The organism is Polynucleobacter sp. UK-FUSCHL-C3, assembly GCF_040409815.1.
Taxonomy (GTDB): domain Bacteria; phylum Pseudomonadota; class Gammaproteobacteria; order Burkholderiales; family Burkholderiaceae; genus Polynucleobacter.
Genome location: NZ_CP099959.1, coordinates 1,110,929 through 1,127,492 on the forward strand (window position 1 = coordinate 1,110,929; position 16,564 = coordinate 1,127,492).

Below are 16,564 nucleotides of genomic sequence, written 5' to 3' on the forward strand. Positions count from 1 at the left end.
GCAGTATCCTAGAATCTCATATTCATGATGTATTAATTCATGTGTGTTTATTTAGAGCGAAACCTACCATGTCACCTTGGAAAGCAGCCCTCCCCGGCGATCACCTTGATCAAATCGATACGCCTGCCTTAATTCTTAACTTGGATGCCTTTGAGCGCAATATGCAGCGCTTGCAAGCCGCATTATCTGGCACAGGCGTGCGCTTACGTCCTCATGCCAAAAGCCATAAGTGCCCTGATATTGCATTACGTCAAATCCAAGTGGGTGCAGTTGGTATCTGTTGTCAGAAAGTGAGTGAGGCAGCAGTCTTTGTAGAGGCAGGTGTGCAGGATATTTTGATCACGAATCAGGTGGTCGGTGACAAAAAAGTAGCGCATGCGCTTGATTTGGCTAAGCGTGCCCGAATTGGCATTTTGGTTGATCACGAAGATCAGGTATCCGCCTTCGCACTCTCCAGCAACGAACGTCAAATTAAAATTGATGTGTATATAGAAATAGATGTTGGAATGGGGCGTTGCGGTGTTGCATCGACTGAACGGACAGTATCCATTGCTCGGCAAATTGATCAAGCGCCCTACTTAAACTTTATGGGACTACAGTGCTACCATGGCAGCGCACAGCACTATCGCCTACCCCAAGAAAGACAAAACGCGATCACAGCGGTATGCGAGAAAGCTGCTGCCACCAAAGAAGCCATTGAAAAATTGGGGATTAAGGTTGAACGCATTACGGGAGCTGGTACGGGCTCGGTCATGCTGGAGCGCGATTCCAAGCTATTTAATGAAGTACAGGCGGGTTCCTATATTTTTATGGATCGCGACTACGCTGCCAACCAGCGAGATACTCATGATTTGCCATTTGAACATGCATTGTTTGTTAAAACGGCGATACTGAGTCATCCCATACAAGGCCGCGCAGTAGTCGATGCCGGCTTGAAAGCGTCGAGTGTGGATTCAGGTATGCCAGCCATCTGGCAACGCACGGATGCGAAATACCTGAAAGCATCGGATGAACATGGTGTATTGGAGTTGACTGCAGACTCAACATTAAAGCTAGGCGACTATGTAATGCTAGTCCCCGGTCATTGCGATCCCACGGTCAATTTATATGATGAATTGATATGTGTTCGAGGGGATCGAGTGGAAGCTGTTTGGCCCATTTCGGCACGCGGGGCCTTGCTCTAAGACGTCCTTGTCTTATTCAGTGGAATAACCTGAACCGGAATCACCAAGGAGTCAAACCTAGCCTCATCTATGAGGGCCACTTTTGGGCACATTGATATGCCCATATGGGCAATGGCGGCAATCATTGCCACAACAGATGCCCCGCTTTAAGTGTGCCTGACTTGTAAGTACTTGATATCCTGACGCAGGGTCAATATAGGTATCTAGTCCTTGTTCACACGCAAGTCGATGGAGTTCTTCAATGCATTGCATGGTCTTATTTTATTTGGTTTCAAGTTAATGAGTATCGCTGAAAAAAGGTTTGATCAAGGTACAAGGATATCCGAGGGTTACGGCAGCATACAGCGCCCAATACTAGCGAGTCTTGGTAGTTTTGGGTTGATAGCCTAGGCAGGCTGATCCGGTATTTGCCAAAACTTGAGAGTCTGGGCTTAGCTTAGATTTAATTTCATATACCTTACAGCCATAGGGAAACTTCTTATCCCAGGTAATGTAGAAAAATTTACATTCTTTACAATTCATTCCAAAACCATAACATTAATCTGCAAGGGCCTGTCATCTTGCGCTACCAAAGAAAATGCCCCGCATAAAGCAGGGCATTACTTGAATTACGCTGTCTGGCTCGTAATCAACCGAGGCGCAAACAGTCATGCTTACGCAAAGCCATCGCCACCAAAATCGCTATCAAAATCGGCTAAATCTTGATTTTGGTCATAACTCGCTGTGTGCATGTCATTGTTGCCTATTGAACTAAGCGAGTCACTATGCGCCGGACTTTGTTGATGACCTAACATGCTCTGAATGCCTTGATAAAGCATGGAACCAGCGACCACACCTACTGCCGTAGTCGCAATGGTACCTAGCATCCCAGATCCCCATGCACTGGGTTGCGCAGCGGGTGCGCCACTCGGTCTTGCTGGTGAAATTGCATTATTGCTGGTTGCGGGACTTGCCGCCCTTCCCCAGGAATTATTATCCCCAAGAAAACTTGCATTGGATTTACCAGCTACTTGGGCTTGAAGCTCGGCTATTTGTTTTTGGGCAACCTGCAAGGCGAGCTCAAGACCCATAGCACGCTGCACCAGCAGGTAGGCAGCATCAGCTTGATGTTTTGTGCTCTCCACTATTAACTCATTTGCCTCACTATCCTTCTGAACAGTTTGTGTTGCTTTTAATTGCTTCAGAAAATTCTCTAACATCTCTTTTTCATTGGGATTCATAAAGGCTCCGATCGGAAAGTAATGGTTTGGATGTATCTTCTACTGTCAGGTGATACTTCAAATGATATCTTTTACTTATTTAAAATAAATACTGGCGCTAATACCCACTGCAATAAAACTGTTAATTGTCTTTATGCACCTAGAGCCCCTCAGCCAACCAGCACGATTTAACAGTTCAGTCATCGCCTTCGAAGTAATTATGACAGCTCGATTAGTCATTTAATTCAATGATTTAGGGTCAAAAGACTGAATGATGACGGAGAGGTCTAGATTGCTCGTAAAAGGATATGTTCTAGCCCAGCCTCTACAATCCAATCATGTTCATACAAATCATTAATCTGATACTTTCCGTTGTTGTGGGAATTGTGGCGGGGGCCTGTCTCTTGCGTTGCTATATGCAATGGTTTGGCTCTCAGCTTGGGGCAGAGCAACGTAAGTTAATTGGAGTGTATTTGTTTCCACTCACAAACTGGATCGTCATTCCCCTGCGGCGCGTGATACCCAGTATCGGCCTCTTGGATACAGCTAGTCTCTTAGCGGCTTATTTACTGGTTTTTGGCAAGGTCGCGATCCTATCCTTCCTTCTTGCGGGATCGATTAATGTATTTTCCTTGCTCACCACCCTCTTCGACCTGATTGATCTCACACTCTCAGGTTTAATTGGTTTGGTATTTGTCTATGTGATTCTGTCGTGGCTTAGCGCTGGCTCACAAACCCAATACATTGTTTCTCTTTTGATAGGGCCACTGCTTAGGCCCATTCAACGAATGATTCCGAAGCTGGGAGCCCTGGATCTATCGCCGCTCATCCTCTTACTCGTTTTGCAAATCCTACAAATTGTGATCAATAGTTTTAAGTAGGACGCCCAGACCAAAGCCGCCGTCTGATACCGTAACCAACCCTACTCAACAGAATATGGCCATGATCACTAACTAAATTGAACTCAAGAAGAAACTTTATTTGTACCTGCAGTGTTCACTTATTATGTTTGGCAGGACCATCTCGCGCACAAGGAGTACATATGGATTTCAGTAACCCTAATACCTTGCGCGATAGCTGGATTGTGAATGATGGTGTGATGGGTGGCGTGTCTCAATCTAGTCTTCGCCAAGATGTAGATGGTATGTTTTTTGAAGGCGTGGTTTCGCTTGAAAATAATGGTGGCTTTGCCTCCATGCGTTCATCGGTACGATTTCCCCAAGGAACTCAACTGATTGAGCTTATAGCGAAAGGTGATGGCAAGCGTTATAAGCTGGTCTTACGTACCGAGCTAGCACCTCGGGTTACATATGTAGCGGATTTCATCGCCCTGCCTACTTGGCAAACGTATCGATTTAATCTAAGTCAATTTAAATCGACCTTCCGTGGACGAGATGTTAATGCCCCAACCCTATCCTTTTCTGATGTGATTGATTTTGGCATTCTGATTTCTAATAACCAAGTAGGAAGCTTTGCGATCCAACTAAAAACACTTAAATCCTCTTAGGCCGAGGAAAGCAAAACCATAGGCTCTAAGGCTTACTTTGATTTGTATTGAGTCGGGCAATATGCGCGCTGAACAGAAGGATCACGTAGTTCGCGATGCTTGGTTTGACGTCCATAAACTCGTTTTCGCCATAGTTCATATGAACTACGTTTTAGACTCTTACGCATGAGCGCTTTAACTTGAGCTTCAGACAACTTAAACTGAGCCTCAATTGCCTCAAATGGAGTGCGATCCTCCCAGGCCATTTCCACAATTCGGGATAAATCAGATTCTTGAATAGTAATCATCAGCCTAATTAAACACGAAATTGACAAATCAAGTACAGTCGCCTATTAATGCCCTTATTCAATAAACCCTTTCGCGCTCTGATTATTGGATCCTCTGGGACCATTGGCTCCGCCTTGGTATCTGCACTAGAAAGCCATCCAAGTTGCCACGAAGTCATTGGGTTGCATCGCAACTCAGATCCTGTGATTGATTATGATCACCTAGAATCAATACAAACCGCCTATGAAACACTTGAGAAGCTTAGACCCTTTGATCTAATTATCAATACTATTGGGGTTTTGCATACCCAGCAATGGACTCCAGAAAAACGATTGGCTGACTTACAAGCAAACCAACTTCAACAGCAGTTCTTAAGTAATGCAGTTGGTCCTGCGCTGACAATTAAGCATTTTTCTAAGCTCATGAATCCTGCAGGTGGCGTTTTTGCTACCCTTTCTGCCAAAGTAGGCAGCATTACTGACAACCGGCTAGGCGGCTGGTACAGCTATCGTGCCTCCAAAGCAGCCCTAAATATGTTGATCAAAACTGCCTCAATTGAGCTACATCGAACTCAGCCACATTTAATGTTGGTGGCAATACACCCCGGTACCGTGAAATCCAATCTTTCGAGGCCCTTTCGTGGGGATGAGATTGGTCGAGATCCTAGCGAGGCTGCTAGTGAAATTCTTTCTATATTGGGAAATCTTCAAGCATCCGATACTGGCTCGTTCAAGTCTTATCGTGGAGAGGACATTCCTTGGTAGGCACTTAGGTCTTACTACTTAAGAATTGCGCCATCCGATAGCCGCTTAACCAAGCACCTTCTACAGTTGAATTTTTTAGCCAATCCCCACAAAGTCCAACCTTGATATTCTTATCATAAACATAAGTCAATTCACTAGGCGTTTCCAGTTTGGCATAACGCCATAAATGACTTTGATATAAATCGCAATCCTGATCTGTGAGATCTTTAAATGCCTTCAATAAAATAGGCTCTATTTCATATTGATTGAAGTCAATGTACTCTTGCGACCACGTATTGCTAGCTTGGGCTACCCAAGTCTCATAGCTTGACCGACCAGGCTTTGTATTATCTCTAGCAATCCAAGAAAAAGGACTGCCTTCAACAAAGGCGCCATCAAAGTCTAAATCTAGAGGTTTCTTAAAGTAAGCAATAAGAGTCCAACAGGGCAACATCACCACATCTTTACAGCTTGTGTCCAAGCTTTCTGAATATGGACCAATTAATGCTCTAGCCTGAACCGATGGTATGGCACATATCAGATATTCAAATGCAAGATCAAATGGACCCTGCTCCTTTGTATTAATGCGCCATAAATTATTAATACGCTTGAGACCAATAACAGTATGTTGAGTATGAACATTTAGTGAGCTTGCTAAATATTTTGCTGGAGCAGTCATAGCGGGCACTCCAACGAAGCGTTGCGTTGTCGACTCAAGTGTACGTATGGTGCTGCGATCCAGCGTCACAATCTTACCGCCCCAAGGCGCAATCACCTTTGCGTTCATCCACTCTGTAACTTGGGTACCAAATAATGGGTCTTTAACCGTGAAGTACTGGGCACCATGATCTGCCTCCCAGGCTTCATAGTATCGGTGACTCATTCGACCACCCACGCCCTTGCTTTTATCAAATACATGGACCTCAAAGCCTGCCTTGACTAGCTCACTAGCACAAGAAAGCCCTGCTATTCCAGCACCAATAATGGCAACGCGTTTTTTAATTAGAGGATTCATCTTCTATGGGATCTAGTTGACATCAGAATATGCGTGATAGTGTTTTAAATCCAAAATATTAATAGGAAGCGTTGATTTAAGTGCCTTTTTGATCAATTTATAGATATCTAAATCAAACTCTGGAGTCCCATCGCGCAATAACTCCTCAACCTCATCTTGATTAACTGCACTTCCTAAGTAACACCAATGATCAAAAACATGCAGATCATCGCCCTCCTTGATTCCAATGGCTGCGGGATAAGGCCAAACAGATACTTTTAACTTCTGCAATGCCGTCTGGATCCGCAAATCATGCAAGCGGCGAGGCTCTACCCCAATACATGCCCCTTTGCATTGCTTCACATGAAAACCAAAACAGGGGCTACCGGGTTGTAGTTTCTCAAAACCTAGTAAGCCTTCACATAATTCATTACGTTTAGCAATAGATTGAAGAGTTTGAAGTGCCTCGCGTTTACTATAAAACAAGCCATATAAATTATTTTGCTTGCCAGGTTTTAATTCATGGTGATTGACAAGGTGTACCTCAAGACAATCGGGGCTTTCTAGCAATTGCCAGGCACACAAATCCTTGGAGCGGCGAAGCTTAATATTAAAACTAGGTAACTTCTCTTTAATGAGTCTAGACTCCAATAGCAAGGCTCCCAACTCTCCGCCAGTTTCAATCCAATCAATACCGCGCACTTGCAAGGACAGCTTCATTTCTTTTCGATTAGATAGCGCGGATTGAAAATGGCCCATGACCCGGGAACGAAGGTCATTACTCTTACCAATATATAAAGGCTGCTTATTTTCTGCATAAAAGAGGTATACACCAGGACGATTGGGCAACTCATCAATCAACTCGCGATCAATGTGCGGCGGCAGGCTCGGTCGGCCAAGCAGGTACTCTATTTCAGTTAACAGCTTGTCTTGACCAAATAAGGTCTCACATCGTTGCCAAAACTGGTACAAAAGCTTTGCGTCATCTAATGCCCGATGCCGACTTTGTACTACCAAGCCATGAACCGAAATTAAGGTATCAAGATTATGTCGTCCTTGCGAGGAAAATAAACGGCGTGACAGTTTGACGGTACAAACAACCTTTGGTGAAAAATCGATACCAACTCGTTTAAATTCTGCCTTCAAAAAACTGTAATCAAAACGAGCATTATGGGCAATAAAGATCTTATCTTTCAACTCAAGATAAAGCTCTGCTGCAATTTCATCAAAACTTGGTTTCGTACTAACCATTGCTGGCGTAATACCTGTGAGTCTCTGAATGTTATTAGGTATATGAACGCCAGGATTAATTAGTCTTGACCACTCCGATGACTCCTGATTCTCCAAAGTGAGAACCCCAACCTCAGTGATGCGGTCTAAATTAGCCCTAGACCCGGTTGTTTCAATGTCCACAAAGGCATAAATGGGGTCTTTTGAGGGCATCTAAATTTATTAGTTATCAGATCTATGGTTGCTACCATTATCTCGCCTCATTAGAATTTTTGCTTGTCTGGGCCCCTAAAATTAATCCTGGGCCATCCAGCAACTAATTCCTTCTTTTGAACATTATTTGAGAATTTGAAAAAGATTACTAAAATTATCAGTCCATAAGCGCAATGATGGAATTGGTTCTATTTCCTGCTTAATATTTAGGAATTCCTTTGAATTAAGAAAGGCATTATTTTTAGAAATAATGATCCACTCTGAGCTTGATGAGAGATCAAATGGATTTGGGTCTGGCTCTTCATTTCTTACCAAAATAGCGTGATACGGGGAATTTGATACAAGTTGATTCAACACCGGGGGGAGATTTAGATATCTATTTGAAACATGAAAAACAATGAACCCATCTGCTTTGATATGCTTGGTATATAAATTGAAAGCTTCCTGTGTAATTAAATGGATTGGAATCGAATCACTTGAAAATGCATCAATAATTAATACATCAAATAGATTTGGTAATTCTCTTTCCAGAACTAGACGAGCATCACCAAGCGCATATGAAATCGATGCTGCAGAATCTTTAATATAGGTAAACGAATTTTTAGCAACTTGAATCACTTCCGGATTTATTTCATAAATCCTATATTCATCACCCGACCTTCCATAGGTAAGAAGAGTTCCGGTACCTAATCCTACAATTCCAACTTTAAGATTCTTTTTCTCCTCAGCCTTTTTAAGTAAGGTAATGCCAACACCTGAGGATGGTATGTAATATGAGGTTGGCTTCGTTCTTCCTAAATCACTCATATCTTGAGTACCATGCATGATAACTCCGTGCACTAGGCGCCTCACTATCGTATCTTGATCAAGATATTTAGTCTCAGAGACTCTTAATGTTCCATAAAAATTACGATCACTTAAAAGACTATTATTTTTAAAATTAAAGTAATAAGTCTGGCAAAAATACGCTGTTACCGATAAACAAGCGACGGTCAGAAGCAAATAAATGACTTTCTGCCATTTGGTATGCAAATAAAGCGACATCCACAGAAAAGTAATACAAGATATCAGGAGTATTAAGGGCAGCTCCCAATAAAACGAGAAGATTAACGGCGAAATAATTGATACAAAAAATCCCCCTAGCGCTCCACCAATAGAGATGGATAAATAAAATCGTGTAAGGTGTTCTGTTGGTGGTTTACGAAGCGCTACTTCGCCATGACAAAATAGGCAAATGAAAAATAATCCAAATATGTAAAGCGGTGCGGCATATTTAACGGATAAAACACCGTTCTCCGCAATTAGTCCCCAGGCCATCATGGCTGTAAATACCAACACAACAATAAGGACCAAGGGTCTCTCGTACCAGCCACGTCCGCCACGACCCTCAAAAACAACAACAAAGGTCAGTAAATACAAGGTGAGAGGGAAAACCCATAAAAATGGGATAGATGCAATATTCTGGGTTATATGATTCGAGATTGCTAACAACAAACTAGTGGCTATAAATGGCAAGAAAATCCATAAAAATTTATCTTGCCTACCGATAACTACACGATCTAATTTTTCCTCAATCGCTTCAGATATTAAGGTTGATGATGACTGACTAAGAGTATTACTTCTCACTACTCTGATTGCGGTAAGTATTGCAAAAACAGCAAACAAAAAATAAAAAATGCTCCAAGTAATTGCTTGAGCGCTTAAAGTAATCCATGTCTCAATAGCGAATGGGTACATCAATAAGCCAATAATGGATGCTAAATTTGATAATGCAAATAATCGATATGTCTTTTTTGATTCTTCACTAAATTTATTCTCACGTGCAAACCAAGATTGCAACAGTGGTCCCGTTGTTGATAGAACAAAATATGGCAATCCAATGGTAAAAAAGAGTAAGCCTAATATATGAATAATTGGCTCTTCGCTATTGATTGGCTTCCAATCTGGATTGGCGATGATTGGTAAAAAAATGAGGCTGACGCAAATAACAATGCAGTGAAAAATACCTTGTTTTTTTGGTGAAAACCTTTGTATCCAATCCGAGTACATGTAACCCAGTAATAAGGCTACCTGAAAGAAAGTAAGGCAGGTAGTCCATACCGCAGATGTTCCTCCAAACCATGGGAGTATTTGCTTTGCTATGATTGGTTGTACTAAAAAGAGCAGAAAGCTCGATATAAAAATAGTTATAGCAAATAGATTCTTATTCAACATCTTTTTATCCAAAAAATTAATTTTGGGTAATTATCAACTAAATCATATAGCTGCCAAATTTAGAGGCAATATCATAGATCAATGCTGACTAACCCTACTGGGCCTAAAAGAAAAATAGCCTAAAAGCGAGTTATTGTGATTCTTGGTGATCCGGGGTTGATCTAAGCTAACTTGGGTAGTACAAAACTTCTCGATGGGGTCAGTCTTTCCAAGTTGGATATTTATACATGACCGCATTGAAGAGTTCTGATTGGAGAAATTGAGCTAACCATTTTTTTAGAGCTGGGAGTAGTAATTGATCAAACCGCTCAAGGTTAACCATTGAAAACTGACGAATAAAGGGAAAGATCGCAACATCTAACCAACTTTGCTTATCACCCAACAAAAATTGGCTGGACTTAAGAGCATCATCCATTGGCTTTAGCAGCAGTTCAATTGCAGTGTTTAGCACATCATTTTGATTCAGATTGGGATGCCGATTGGGATACTTGTATTGATCAAGCAATACCTTAAATGGGCCATCATTCTTTTCAATCCAAATTTGAGCGGCATCTTTATCAATCTCACTCCAGTTATCTGGGTCAGATTTCTGTAATGCCCAATGAATGATCTCTAAACTCTGGTCTAGGATGAGATCATCAACGATTAGGACGGGTACAGTCCCTTTTGGGGATGCTAGCAACATCGATTGTGGCTTATTGCGTAATTCAATCTCTCTGTGCTCAACCTTAATACCTGAGTATTGCAAAGCCATGCGAGCCCTCATTGCATAAGGGCATCTACGATAAGAGTACAAAATTGGCAACATGGATGAATTATCCGATGACACTGATATTAAGTATGAGATTAATCGACCTATTGCTTGGAAAAGAAAAAACCGCCAGAAGGTGGTTTTGGGGATTCTTACCGGCCCTGAATTGACCGGGGCTCATGACTTCTAACCCTTAATAGGTAAAATTTCGCTGATTTCAATTAGGTTCTGATCTGGATCTCGAACATATACCGAGTTAATTTTTGAGGTGGCGCCAGTACGGATAATCGGACCCTCAATAATGGGCCAATTTTCTTTCTGTAAGCTTTCTATGACTGCAATTATTGGTCTGTCAGCAATAAAACATAGGTCTAATGATCCAGGCGTAGGAATATCCGCCTTGGGCTCAAATTCTTTTCCCTTGATATGTAGATTAATCTTTTGATTACCAAACTTGAACGCTTTTCGCTCCACCGGTGGCGTTCCGCCCACAAACGACTCAAGCTTCATCCCTAAAACGCGAGTATAAAAATCGATACATTCAGCTTCCTTGGCTGTAGTAAGAACGAGATGGTCCAAATGATCAATCATTCATATATCTTAATGCCCCACATACAAAAAAACCACCCGAAGATGGTTTTGGTTACTCTTGGTGGCCTGGTACAAATAGTTACATTTTAACTATTGGCCTGCCTAGCACGAATGGCTTCGCCGATACTTCATGTTCGAATGTGCGACCAATGTCTTATCAACTTTAAAAATAGCAGAATTATTAATCGTTCCTTGAAGATACCAAAATGAGCACGTGGTTCAATTCTGTGGATATCTACTGTGAGCGCTTAGATGCGAGTTTTTGGGCTGAGCCTATTAATGCTTTTACTAATCTCTCATTCATCGTGGCAGGATTGTTCGTTTGGCGCCTAAGAACTCCCCGCTCAAATCTGATGGCAATTCTGATGATCCTTATTGGTCTAGGAAGTTTTAGCTTTCATACCTTTGCAAATCGTCTTACCGGCCTATTTGATGTCTTAGCAATAGCTTTGTATTTAGTGGCCTTTGCATTTCTGATCCCCAAGCAATGGTCGAAAACCTCGATATTGATTCAGCTGGGGTCAGTTATCCTGCTCATCGTCAGCATTGTTTTAGCTCAATTACTAATTAGTCCCCTAAAGACTGCTCTACCCTGGTTACCCCCCGGCATGTACCTTGGGGCTTGGTTGGCGCTGCTTGGTTATGCTTTGATAACTCAATCTTCAAACACGCTAGCAGCGCGATTTTTATGGCTGGCGGTCATTGTTTTTCCATTTTCACTACTGAGTCGTCAACTTGATATGCCCTTATGTGACTTAATTGGTGGTTCGCATTGGTTATGGCATCTGCTCAATGGGTTAACTTTGTTTTTGAGTAGTTATGGTCTTTGCACAAAAAAGGACTCTGAATCTCAGCGATTCTAAATTGTTATTAATTTTCCGACTCGAGGCCAATTAGATTATCGATCATAGTCACTAGCAAATTGGTGATTTGTATCTCGATGATGAGCCTCGTCATTTCGGACAGCAATCACAACATCACGCAAGGTTGCAGTAGAGTCAAGTTTCCAATAATCGATAGCGATCTTAGGCGCCGAAACATTGGGTATGCGTCCCTCATCAATTTCTTTTAAATACTCGGTATAGGAGTAGACGGCCTCTTCCTCAAAATAGCCAACTATGCGATGTGCTGTTCTTGGGAAAAACACATAGATTATGAAAAAGAAATTCCAGAAAATGGCTTGTGTAATCAAGACTAAATAGCGCTCAAACAAATTGGGCTTTGCAATATCGATAAAGGTCATTAAATGCATTCTTTCATTCTCAGCCTCGGCTAAAAGCGTACGAATCTTTGGTCCATAACCAACTTTCATACTACGTAGGCTGGTTAAATGAGTCCACATACCAGCAACCATTCCTGGAACTCCTGCGACAGTTTCCAAGATAACAGCTCGGTGCCCATAGCGTTTCTTAAAAAAAGTATCGGCAAAGAAACGCATGCCTTTAGTAAAAAATAGAGCAACTCGATCAGAAAATTGAATGGGGATGTAGTGGATGGTCTCTTTCATAACAAATATTTTAAGTGTTTTTTAGCTTTTGTGCCCGCAAGCCGAAGTTTTGCTTACTTAAGGCTTAAGTATTTGGCCTGCCCAGCAGAAATCGAATCTGTAATTTCCAAAGAATAACTACATACTAAATCTTACAAATTAATACAAATCATTTAGAATAATTTGAGTTCGTTCTACACTTAGTTTTTAAAAAGGATCTGTTAAACCCATGCGTTATTTACTCATACCAATCGCTCTAATCCTAAGCCCCATGGTGATGGCTCAACAAAAACATGGCCATGCCCATGAACATGGCAAAGGTAACTTAGAGATTACCTTAGACAAAAGTCGTATGGTGGGTAAACTCAAAATACCACTCGAAGCTCTAGTTGGCTTTGAGCGCTTACCCAAGACCGAAGTTGAAAATAATGCAATCAACGACCTGAACCAAAAACTCGCAAACCCAGCAACTTTTTTTGTGATGAATAAAGAGGCTGAGTGCAGTCCAAAAGTTCTTGAGAACACCATTGTTCGCGATACTGCCGGTAAGCATGCTGATTTACATTACCTGTTTGACCTCAATTGCTCAAAACCAGCCAATCTCAAGCAAATGAGCATTACTCTATTTGCAAGTTACAAGCGCCTCAAAGAAATTAAAGTTGAGTCAGTGGGTCCAGCAGGCCAAAAGTCTACAACCGCTAAACCTCAGTCAAACATCATCTTGTTAAATTGACAGTTCCCTCAAAACCAAGTGTAGTTAAAGTAAGCCATTTGCAATTTGGCTGGCCTAATCACCCTCCCTTGATTCCGAACTTATCGTTTGAACTCAAGGCGGGTGAGAAAATTTTTATTTCAGGGCCTAGTGGCTGCGGTAAAAGTACCTTATTAAATCTCTTATCGGGTGTCATCAAACCCGATCGTGGAGAGATTTGGATTCATAATCGCCCGCTTCATGAGCTTGGTAATTCAGCAAAAGATCAGCTCCGCGGTGAAGAGATGGGATTCATCTTCCAGCAATTCAATCTCATTCCATACCTTAGTGCAGCAGATAATATTTTGCTACCAACCTACTTGTATCCAAAACGTAAGCTCGCTGCAATGAAGCAGTATGGCTCTACTGCTGCAGCTGTAGACTCGCTTCTGAAAATGCTCGGTTTGCCTGCATCCGTAATAGACCAACCCGCTCATCGACTCTCCATTGGCCAACAACAAAGAATTGCAGCTGCGCGTGCTTTTATTGGTAGCCCATCTATTGTGATTGCGGATGAGCCCACATCTGCATTGGACTGGAATAATCAAGCGCTTTTAATGGATTTGTTTTTGGGGCTTGCAAACGAACACCAAACTGCATTAATGATGGTAAGCCATGACAAACGTCTCAGCACACGCTTTGATCAAAAACGTAGTTTTGCTGAACTGGTGGGGTCATGATCGCTTGGCTTCGTATTGCGATTCAAAGTGCGATTGCCCGCAAGGGGTCGATAGTAATTATGGTGCTCTCCACCACCATATCAGTCGCAATTTTGCTGGGAGTTTTTAAGATCCGTGATGACACCAAAACGAGCTTCTCTAATGCAATTAGCGGAGTTGACTTAGTACTTGGCGCCAAAGGTAGTCCTACGGAATTAATTCTATATAGCGTGTTTCATATTGGCAGAGCAACCAATACGATCTCAGCCCAACTAGAAACAAAAGTTCGCACTATGAAGCAAGTTGCTTGGATGGTTCCCATTCAACTTGGAGATAGTTATCGTAGCTACCCGGTAGTAGGAACGAGTATTGAGTTCTTTCAGCATATTCGAGCACAAGGACAGTCATTACGCTTTACTCAAGGTAGAGCACTAAGTGACCCGCGTTTATTTGAGGTGGTTTTAGGTAGCGCAATTGCTAAGAAGACCAACCATCGTATTGGTGAACAAATTGCTATTACTCATGGATCTGGTAGCGGCCCTAAACAAGATCACAGTAATTCACCTTTTAAGATTGTTGGCATCTTAGAAGCCACTGGTACGCCTATTGATCAGACTATCTTGATCTCAACCAATGCCTTTGATGCCTTGCATGACATTCAAGATGGGGGTCTCCAATTTGCTAAGTTAAATCCAGAATCTCAGGTTAGCGCTTTCTTTATTGGTCTGAAAGAACGCAGTAGTGTATTTTCTGTACGACGGCAAATTGATGCCCTACCAGATGCAAATCTCATGGCAGTCATGCCAGGGGTTGCCTTAGACGATCTGTGGTCGACCATGGAGGTCGCAGAAAATGCCCTGCTATTAATGGCTCTTGGTGTTTTAATAACCACTATTCTGGGCATCACAGCAACACTATTAGTCTCACTGCAAAGTCGTCGCCGTGAACTCGCTATCTTTCGGGCGCTTGGTGTTAAGCCCTATCAGCTATTGAGTCTGATTTTGATCGAAGCATTCTTAGTTTGCCTAAGCGGAATTATCCTGGGTTGGTTTGTATTACAAGGATTAATCTACGCATCGGCTGATTACTTACGGAAGGAATGGGGGGTCGTGAGTGAACTAGGACTACCCACCCCAGACGATTTACTGTCTTTGCTATATTTAGTGATAATTGTTCTATTATTTGCAGGTATCCCGGCGATAAAAGCCTATCGCATGGCTTTGAATGACGGTTTAAACCCACCATCCTAATGAGACGCATTTTTCTACGACACTTAATCCAGGTACTTGCTGGTTCCGCACTCAGTTCCTTGGCCATCCCTGCGATTGGAAGCGCCTATAAAGAAGTGGAATGGGATGAGCTCATGCCCGAGGGGTGGCGAAAAAAAGTAATATTGGAGCTCACGCGTATGCGTCGGTATGGAAGTCTGACAGATGGCGATCCACGGGCAGATGAGGCATATGCAAGGCTCAAAAGAACCTGGGATGCTGCGCCCCCAACCAAAACATATATTGGCAAGCCAATCCGAATTGCTGGTTATGTGGTTCCTTTGGATGCCGAACGAATGCAAAGTAGTGATTTCCTGTTGGTACCCTACTTCGGCGCATGCGTTCATTCGCCTCCTCCGCCTGCCAATCAAATCATTTTGATTAAGCCCCCAAAAGGATCGCGCTTTCGCACCATGGATGCGATTTGGATTGAAGGAATTCTGACCGAGGGTAAAACGAGCTCTGAAGTTGGCACCAGCACCTATGTTTTGACAGCAGACAAAATAACGCCGTATCGATAGTTGGCCTGCCCAGCACGATTCGAACGTGCGACCTACGCCTTAGAAGAAATCGTGGCTATTCAAAAGGTTTTATATTTCAATAACTTACAGCATAAAACTGGCACTGTGTAACAAACTGTGTTGCAAAATTATTCAAACTTCTATTCAAAACGCCACGTGATGCCAAAACCAATTTGTCTATCTATTTCTGCACTATTAAGCCCCTTCTTATAACCAACGTCAAATTCAAAATTATCGCTGATTGAAAAAATTGCTCCAACAATAGCAAATCGCGGTTTTTCTAGTTGCGCTCGATCCTGAGAATCCGCTATTCCAAAATCTGCTACGAGAGTAATTCCTTCATTAAGCTGAGCAAGGATAGCAAAAGAGGAGCGAGTAATAGATGATCGTTTTTCGTCTAAATCAATTTGGCGTGAAAAATGATTATAAGTTTTCCCAAAATTTACTAAAAAAGTAAAAGGTTTTAGGTCATATTCAAGCATTAAAGTGTATGCATAACTATTTTTTCCGTTACCTAAACCTTTATTTTCATTTCCACTAGCAACAATTAATTCAGGCTTTACGCCAAAAGATACACCTTGATTTTCAAACAAACGCCACTTTAATCCAACGCTACCATCATTTAATCCAGCACTTTGACCGCTTGTATTACCCCATGTATACGGTACGTTAAAAAAAATATCAACTTCATTTGAAATACCATATGTGTAAGTAAATGCTGCGGTATTTGTATCAACATTCGACATTGAAGCAAAATCAGAATTCAATTCAATTTGATTTCTACCGCTGCCTTGGGTAGTATTATCTTCACTAACTAAGGGATGGGCTGCATAAGCACTACATATAGAAAAATACAGCATCACCACCATGAGCAATTTTCTAAAATTAATTATGGGCATTTATTGATAAATTTTCTATTTGATGTGGGTAGTTGTTTAACTGAACTATGAAGTTATTACCATTTAAAAGTCAATCTTAAATCAACA

At 41.9% G+C, this 16,564-nt stretch carries 20 protein-coding genes; 10 read left to right on the plus strand and 10 right to left on the minus strand.

The genetic code is table 11. The annotated features are described in order from the left end of the window. Positions 1-68 precede the first annotated feature (68 nt). Entirely contained in the window at positions 69-1,184 is a 1,116-nt protein-coding gene (locus tag NKE59_RS05630; protein WP_353437984.1) for a DSD1 family PLP-dependent enzyme, read from the plus strand. Between the two features lie 63 nt (positions 1,185-1,247). Here NKE59_RS05630 and NKE59_RS05635 read toward each other — a convergent pair whose 3' ends face one another. Next, complete coding sequence (locus tag NKE59_RS05635; protein ID WP_353437985.1) at positions 1,248-1,436, minus strand: DUF5522 domain-containing protein; 189 nt, start codon at positions 1,434-1,436, stop codon at positions 1,248-1,250. 401 nt (positions 1,437-1,837) lie between these two features. Beyond that, positions 1,838-2,404 (minus strand): DUF2076 family protein, encoded by a 567-nt coding sequence (locus NKE59_RS05640; RefSeq protein ID WP_353437986.1) that lies wholly within the window; start codon positions 2,402-2,404, stop codon positions 1,838-1,840. Between the two features lie 317 nt (positions 2,405-2,721). On the opposite strand from NKE59_RS05640, the gene NKE59_RS05645 reads away from it, so the two are divergent. After that, positions 2,722-3,264, plus strand: coding sequence for a YggT family protein (locus NKE59_RS05645; RefSeq protein ID WP_353437987.1), 543 nt, complete (start codon positions 2,722-2,724; stop codon positions 3,262-3,264). A 161-nt stretch (positions 3,265-3,425) separates the two neighbouring features. Continuing rightward, positions 3,426-3,890, plus strand: a complete 465-nt coding sequence (locus NKE59_RS05650; protein ID WP_353437988.1) for a CIA30 family protein — start codon at positions 3,426-3,428, stop codon at positions 3,888-3,890. A 32-nt stretch (positions 3,891-3,922) separates the two neighbouring features. Here NKE59_RS05650 and NKE59_RS05655 read toward each other — a convergent pair whose 3' ends face one another. Continuing rightward, positions 3,923-4,177 carry a TIGR03643 family protein gene (locus NKE59_RS05655; protein ID WP_353437989.1) on the minus strand — a complete coding sequence of 85 codons (255 nt, stop codon included), beginning with the start codon at positions 4,175-4,177 and terminating at the stop codon, positions 3,923-3,925. Between the two features lie 48 nt (positions 4,178-4,225). On the opposite strand from NKE59_RS05655, the gene NKE59_RS05660 reads away from it, so the two are divergent. Then, on the plus strand, positions 4,226-4,921 hold the full coding sequence (locus NKE59_RS05660; protein ID WP_353437990.1) for an SDR family NAD(P)-dependent oxidoreductase: 696 nt from the start codon (positions 4,226-4,228) through the stop codon (positions 4,919-4,921). Between the two features lie 4 nt (positions 4,922-4,925). Here NKE59_RS05660 and NKE59_RS05665 read toward each other — a convergent pair whose 3' ends face one another. The 4 genes from NKE59_RS05665 to NKE59_RS05680 all read right to left on the minus strand — a co-directional run bounded on the left by NKE59_RS05665 (position 4,926) and on the right by NKE59_RS05680 (position 10,359). Next, the gene (locus tag NKE59_RS05665; RefSeq protein WP_353437991.1) at positions 4,926-5,915 is read right to left on the minus strand and encodes an FAD-dependent oxidoreductase; all 990 of its coding nucleotides are present in this window, start codon (positions 5,913-5,915) and stop codon (positions 4,926-4,928) included. Between the two features lie 12 nt (positions 5,916-5,927). Beyond that, positions 5,928-7,337 carry an exonuclease domain-containing protein gene (locus tag NKE59_RS05670; protein WP_353437992.1) on the minus strand — a complete coding sequence of 470 codons (1,410 nt, stop codon included), beginning with the start codon at positions 7,335-7,337 and terminating at the stop codon, positions 5,928-5,930. A gap of 123 nt (positions 7,338-7,460) precedes the next feature. Next, a complete protein-coding gene (locus tag NKE59_RS05675; protein ID WP_353437993.1) occupies positions 7,461-9,551 on the minus strand; it encodes a fused MFS/spermidine synthase in 2,091 nt (696 codons plus the stop codon). 199 nt (positions 9,552-9,750) lie between these two features. Further along, positions 9,751-10,359 (minus strand): glutathione S-transferase, encoded by a 609-nt coding sequence (locus NKE59_RS05680; protein WP_353437994.1) that lies wholly within the window; start codon positions 10,357-10,359, stop codon positions 9,751-9,753. On the opposite strand from NKE59_RS05680, the gene NKE59_RS05685 reads away from it, so the two are divergent. Then, positions 10,358-10,492 (plus strand): hypothetical protein, encoded by a 135-nt coding sequence (locus NKE59_RS05685; RefSeq protein ID WP_353437995.1) that lies wholly within the window; start codon positions 10,358-10,360, stop codon positions 10,490-10,492. The two genes, NKE59_RS05680 and NKE59_RS05685, sit on opposite strands and share 2 nt — an antisense overlap. Here NKE59_RS05685 and NKE59_RS05690 read toward each other — a convergent pair. Further along, entirely contained in the window at positions 10,489-10,893 is a 405-nt protein-coding gene (locus NKE59_RS05690; RefSeq protein ID WP_353437996.1) for a VOC family protein, read from the minus strand. The genes NKE59_RS05685 and NKE59_RS05690 overlap by 4 nt on opposite strands. 206 nt (positions 10,894-11,099) lie before the next feature. Between NKE59_RS05690 and NKE59_RS05695 the strand changes: the two genes are divergently transcribed. Then, on the plus strand, positions 11,100-11,756 hold the full coding sequence (locus NKE59_RS05695; RefSeq protein ID WP_353437997.1) for a ceramidase domain-containing protein: 657 nt from the start codon (positions 11,100-11,102) through the stop codon (positions 11,754-11,756). 35 nt (positions 11,757-11,791) lie between these two features. On the opposite strand, the gene NKE59_RS05700 is transcribed toward NKE59_RS05695, so the two are convergent. Next, complete coding sequence (locus NKE59_RS05700; RefSeq protein WP_353437998.1) at positions 11,792-12,400, minus strand: alternative oxidase; 609 nt, start codon at positions 12,398-12,400, stop codon at positions 11,792-11,794. Between the two features lie 208 nt (positions 12,401-12,608). Between NKE59_RS05700 and NKE59_RS05705 the strand changes: the two genes are divergently transcribed. The 4 genes from NKE59_RS05705 to NKE59_RS05720 are packed head-to-tail and all read left to right on the plus strand — an operon-like array spanning position 12,609 to position 15,578. After that, on the plus strand, positions 12,609-13,112 hold the full coding sequence (locus tag NKE59_RS05705) for a DUF2796 domain-containing protein (protein ID WP_353437999.1): 504 nt from the start codon (positions 12,609-12,611) through the stop codon (positions 13,110-13,112). Then, positions 13,109-13,810, plus strand: a complete 702-nt coding sequence (locus NKE59_RS05710) for an ABC transporter ATP-binding protein (RefSeq protein WP_353438000.1) — start codon at positions 13,109-13,111, stop codon at positions 13,808-13,810. Before NKE59_RS05705 ends, NKE59_RS05710 begins: the two co-directional genes overlap by 4 nt. Continuing rightward, the gene (locus NKE59_RS05715; protein ID WP_353438001.1) at positions 13,807-15,039 is read left to right on the plus strand and encodes an ABC transporter permease; all 1,233 of its coding nucleotides are present in this window, start codon (positions 13,807-13,809) and stop codon (positions 15,037-15,039) included. The genes NKE59_RS05710 and NKE59_RS05715 overlap by 4 nt, the downstream gene beginning before the upstream one ends. Further along, entirely contained in the window at positions 15,039-15,578 is a 540-nt protein-coding gene (locus tag NKE59_RS05720; RefSeq protein ID WP_353438002.1) for a DUF3299 domain-containing protein, read from the plus strand. Before NKE59_RS05715 ends, NKE59_RS05720 begins: the two co-directional genes overlap by 1 nt. Positions 15,579-15,718: 140 nt before the next feature. Here the strand turns inward: NKE59_RS05720 and NKE59_RS05725 are convergent, their stop codons facing one another. Further along, positions 15,719-16,447 (minus strand): transporter, encoded by a 729-nt coding sequence (locus tag NKE59_RS05725; RefSeq protein WP_353438003.1) that lies wholly within the window; start codon positions 16,445-16,447, stop codon positions 15,719-15,721. Positions 16,448-16,564 lie beyond the last annotated feature (117 nt).

Coding starts and splice junctions, on each gene's coding strand:
- NKE59_RS05660 (WP_353437990.1), top strand. CDS start 4,226: ATGCCCTTATTCAATAAACCCTTTCGCGCTCTGATTATTGGATCCTCT.
- NKE59_RS05650 (WP_353437988.1), top strand. CDS start 3,426: ATGGATTTCAGTAACCCTAATACCTTGCGCGATAGCTGGATTGTGAAT.
- NKE59_RS05680 (WP_353437994.1), bottom strand. CDS start 10,359: ATGTTGCCAATTTTGTACTCTTATCGTAGATGCCCTTATGCAATGAGG.
- NKE59_RS05725 (WP_353438003.1), bottom strand. CDS start 16,447: ATGGTGGTGATGCTGTATTTTTCTATATGTAGTGCTTATGCAGCCCAT.
- NKE59_RS05640 (WP_353437986.1), bottom strand. CDS start 2,404: ATGAATCCCAATGAAAAAGAGATGTTAGAGAATTTTCTGAAGCAATTA.
- NKE59_RS05665 (WP_353437991.1), bottom strand. CDS start 5,915: ATGAATCCTCTAATTAAAAAACGCGTTGCCATTATTGGTGCTGGAATA.
- NKE59_RS05715 (WP_353438001.1), top strand. CDS start 13,807: ATGATCGCTTGGCTTCGTATTGCGATTCAAAGTGCGATTGCCCGCAAG.
- NKE59_RS05675 (WP_353437993.1), bottom strand. CDS start 9,551: ATGTTGAATAAGAATCTATTTGCTATAACTATTTTTATATCGAGCTTT.
- NKE59_RS05635 (WP_353437985.1), bottom strand. CDS start 1,436: ATGCAATGCATTGAAGAACTCCATCGACTTGCGTGTGAACAAGGACTA.
- NKE59_RS05690 (WP_353437996.1), bottom strand. CDS start 10,893: ATGATTGATCATTTGGACCATCTCGTTCTTACTACAGCCAAGGAAGCT.
- NKE59_RS05720 (WP_353438002.1), top strand. CDS start 15,039: ATGAGACGCATTTTTCTACGACACTTAATCCAGGTACTTGCTGGTTCC.
- NKE59_RS05670 (WP_353437992.1), bottom strand. CDS start 7,337: ATGCCCTCAAAAGACCCCATTTATGCCTTTGTGGACATTGAAACAACC.
- NKE59_RS05705 (WP_353437999.1), top strand. CDS start 12,609: ATGCGTTATTTACTCATACCAATCGCTCTAATCCTAAGCCCCATGGTG.
- NKE59_RS05655 (WP_353437989.1), bottom strand. CDS start 4,177: ATGATTACTATTCAAGAATCTGATTTATCCCGAATTGTGGAAATGGCC.
- NKE59_RS05645 (WP_353437987.1), top strand. CDS start 2,722: ATGTTCATACAAATCATTAATCTGATACTTTCCGTTGTTGTGGGAATT.
- NKE59_RS05695 (WP_353437997.1), top strand. CDS start 11,100: ATGAGCACGTGGTTCAATTCTGTGGATATCTACTGTGAGCGCTTAGAT.
- NKE59_RS05700 (WP_353437998.1), bottom strand. CDS start 12,400: ATGAAAGAGACCATCCACTACATCCCCATTCAATTTTCTGATCGAGTT.
- NKE59_RS05630 (WP_353437984.1), top strand. CDS start 69: ATGTCACCTTGGAAAGCAGCCCTCCCCGGCGATCACCTTGATCAAATC.
- NKE59_RS05685 (WP_353437995.1), top strand. CDS start 10,358: ATGGATGAATTATCCGATGACACTGATATTAAGTATGAGATTAATCGA.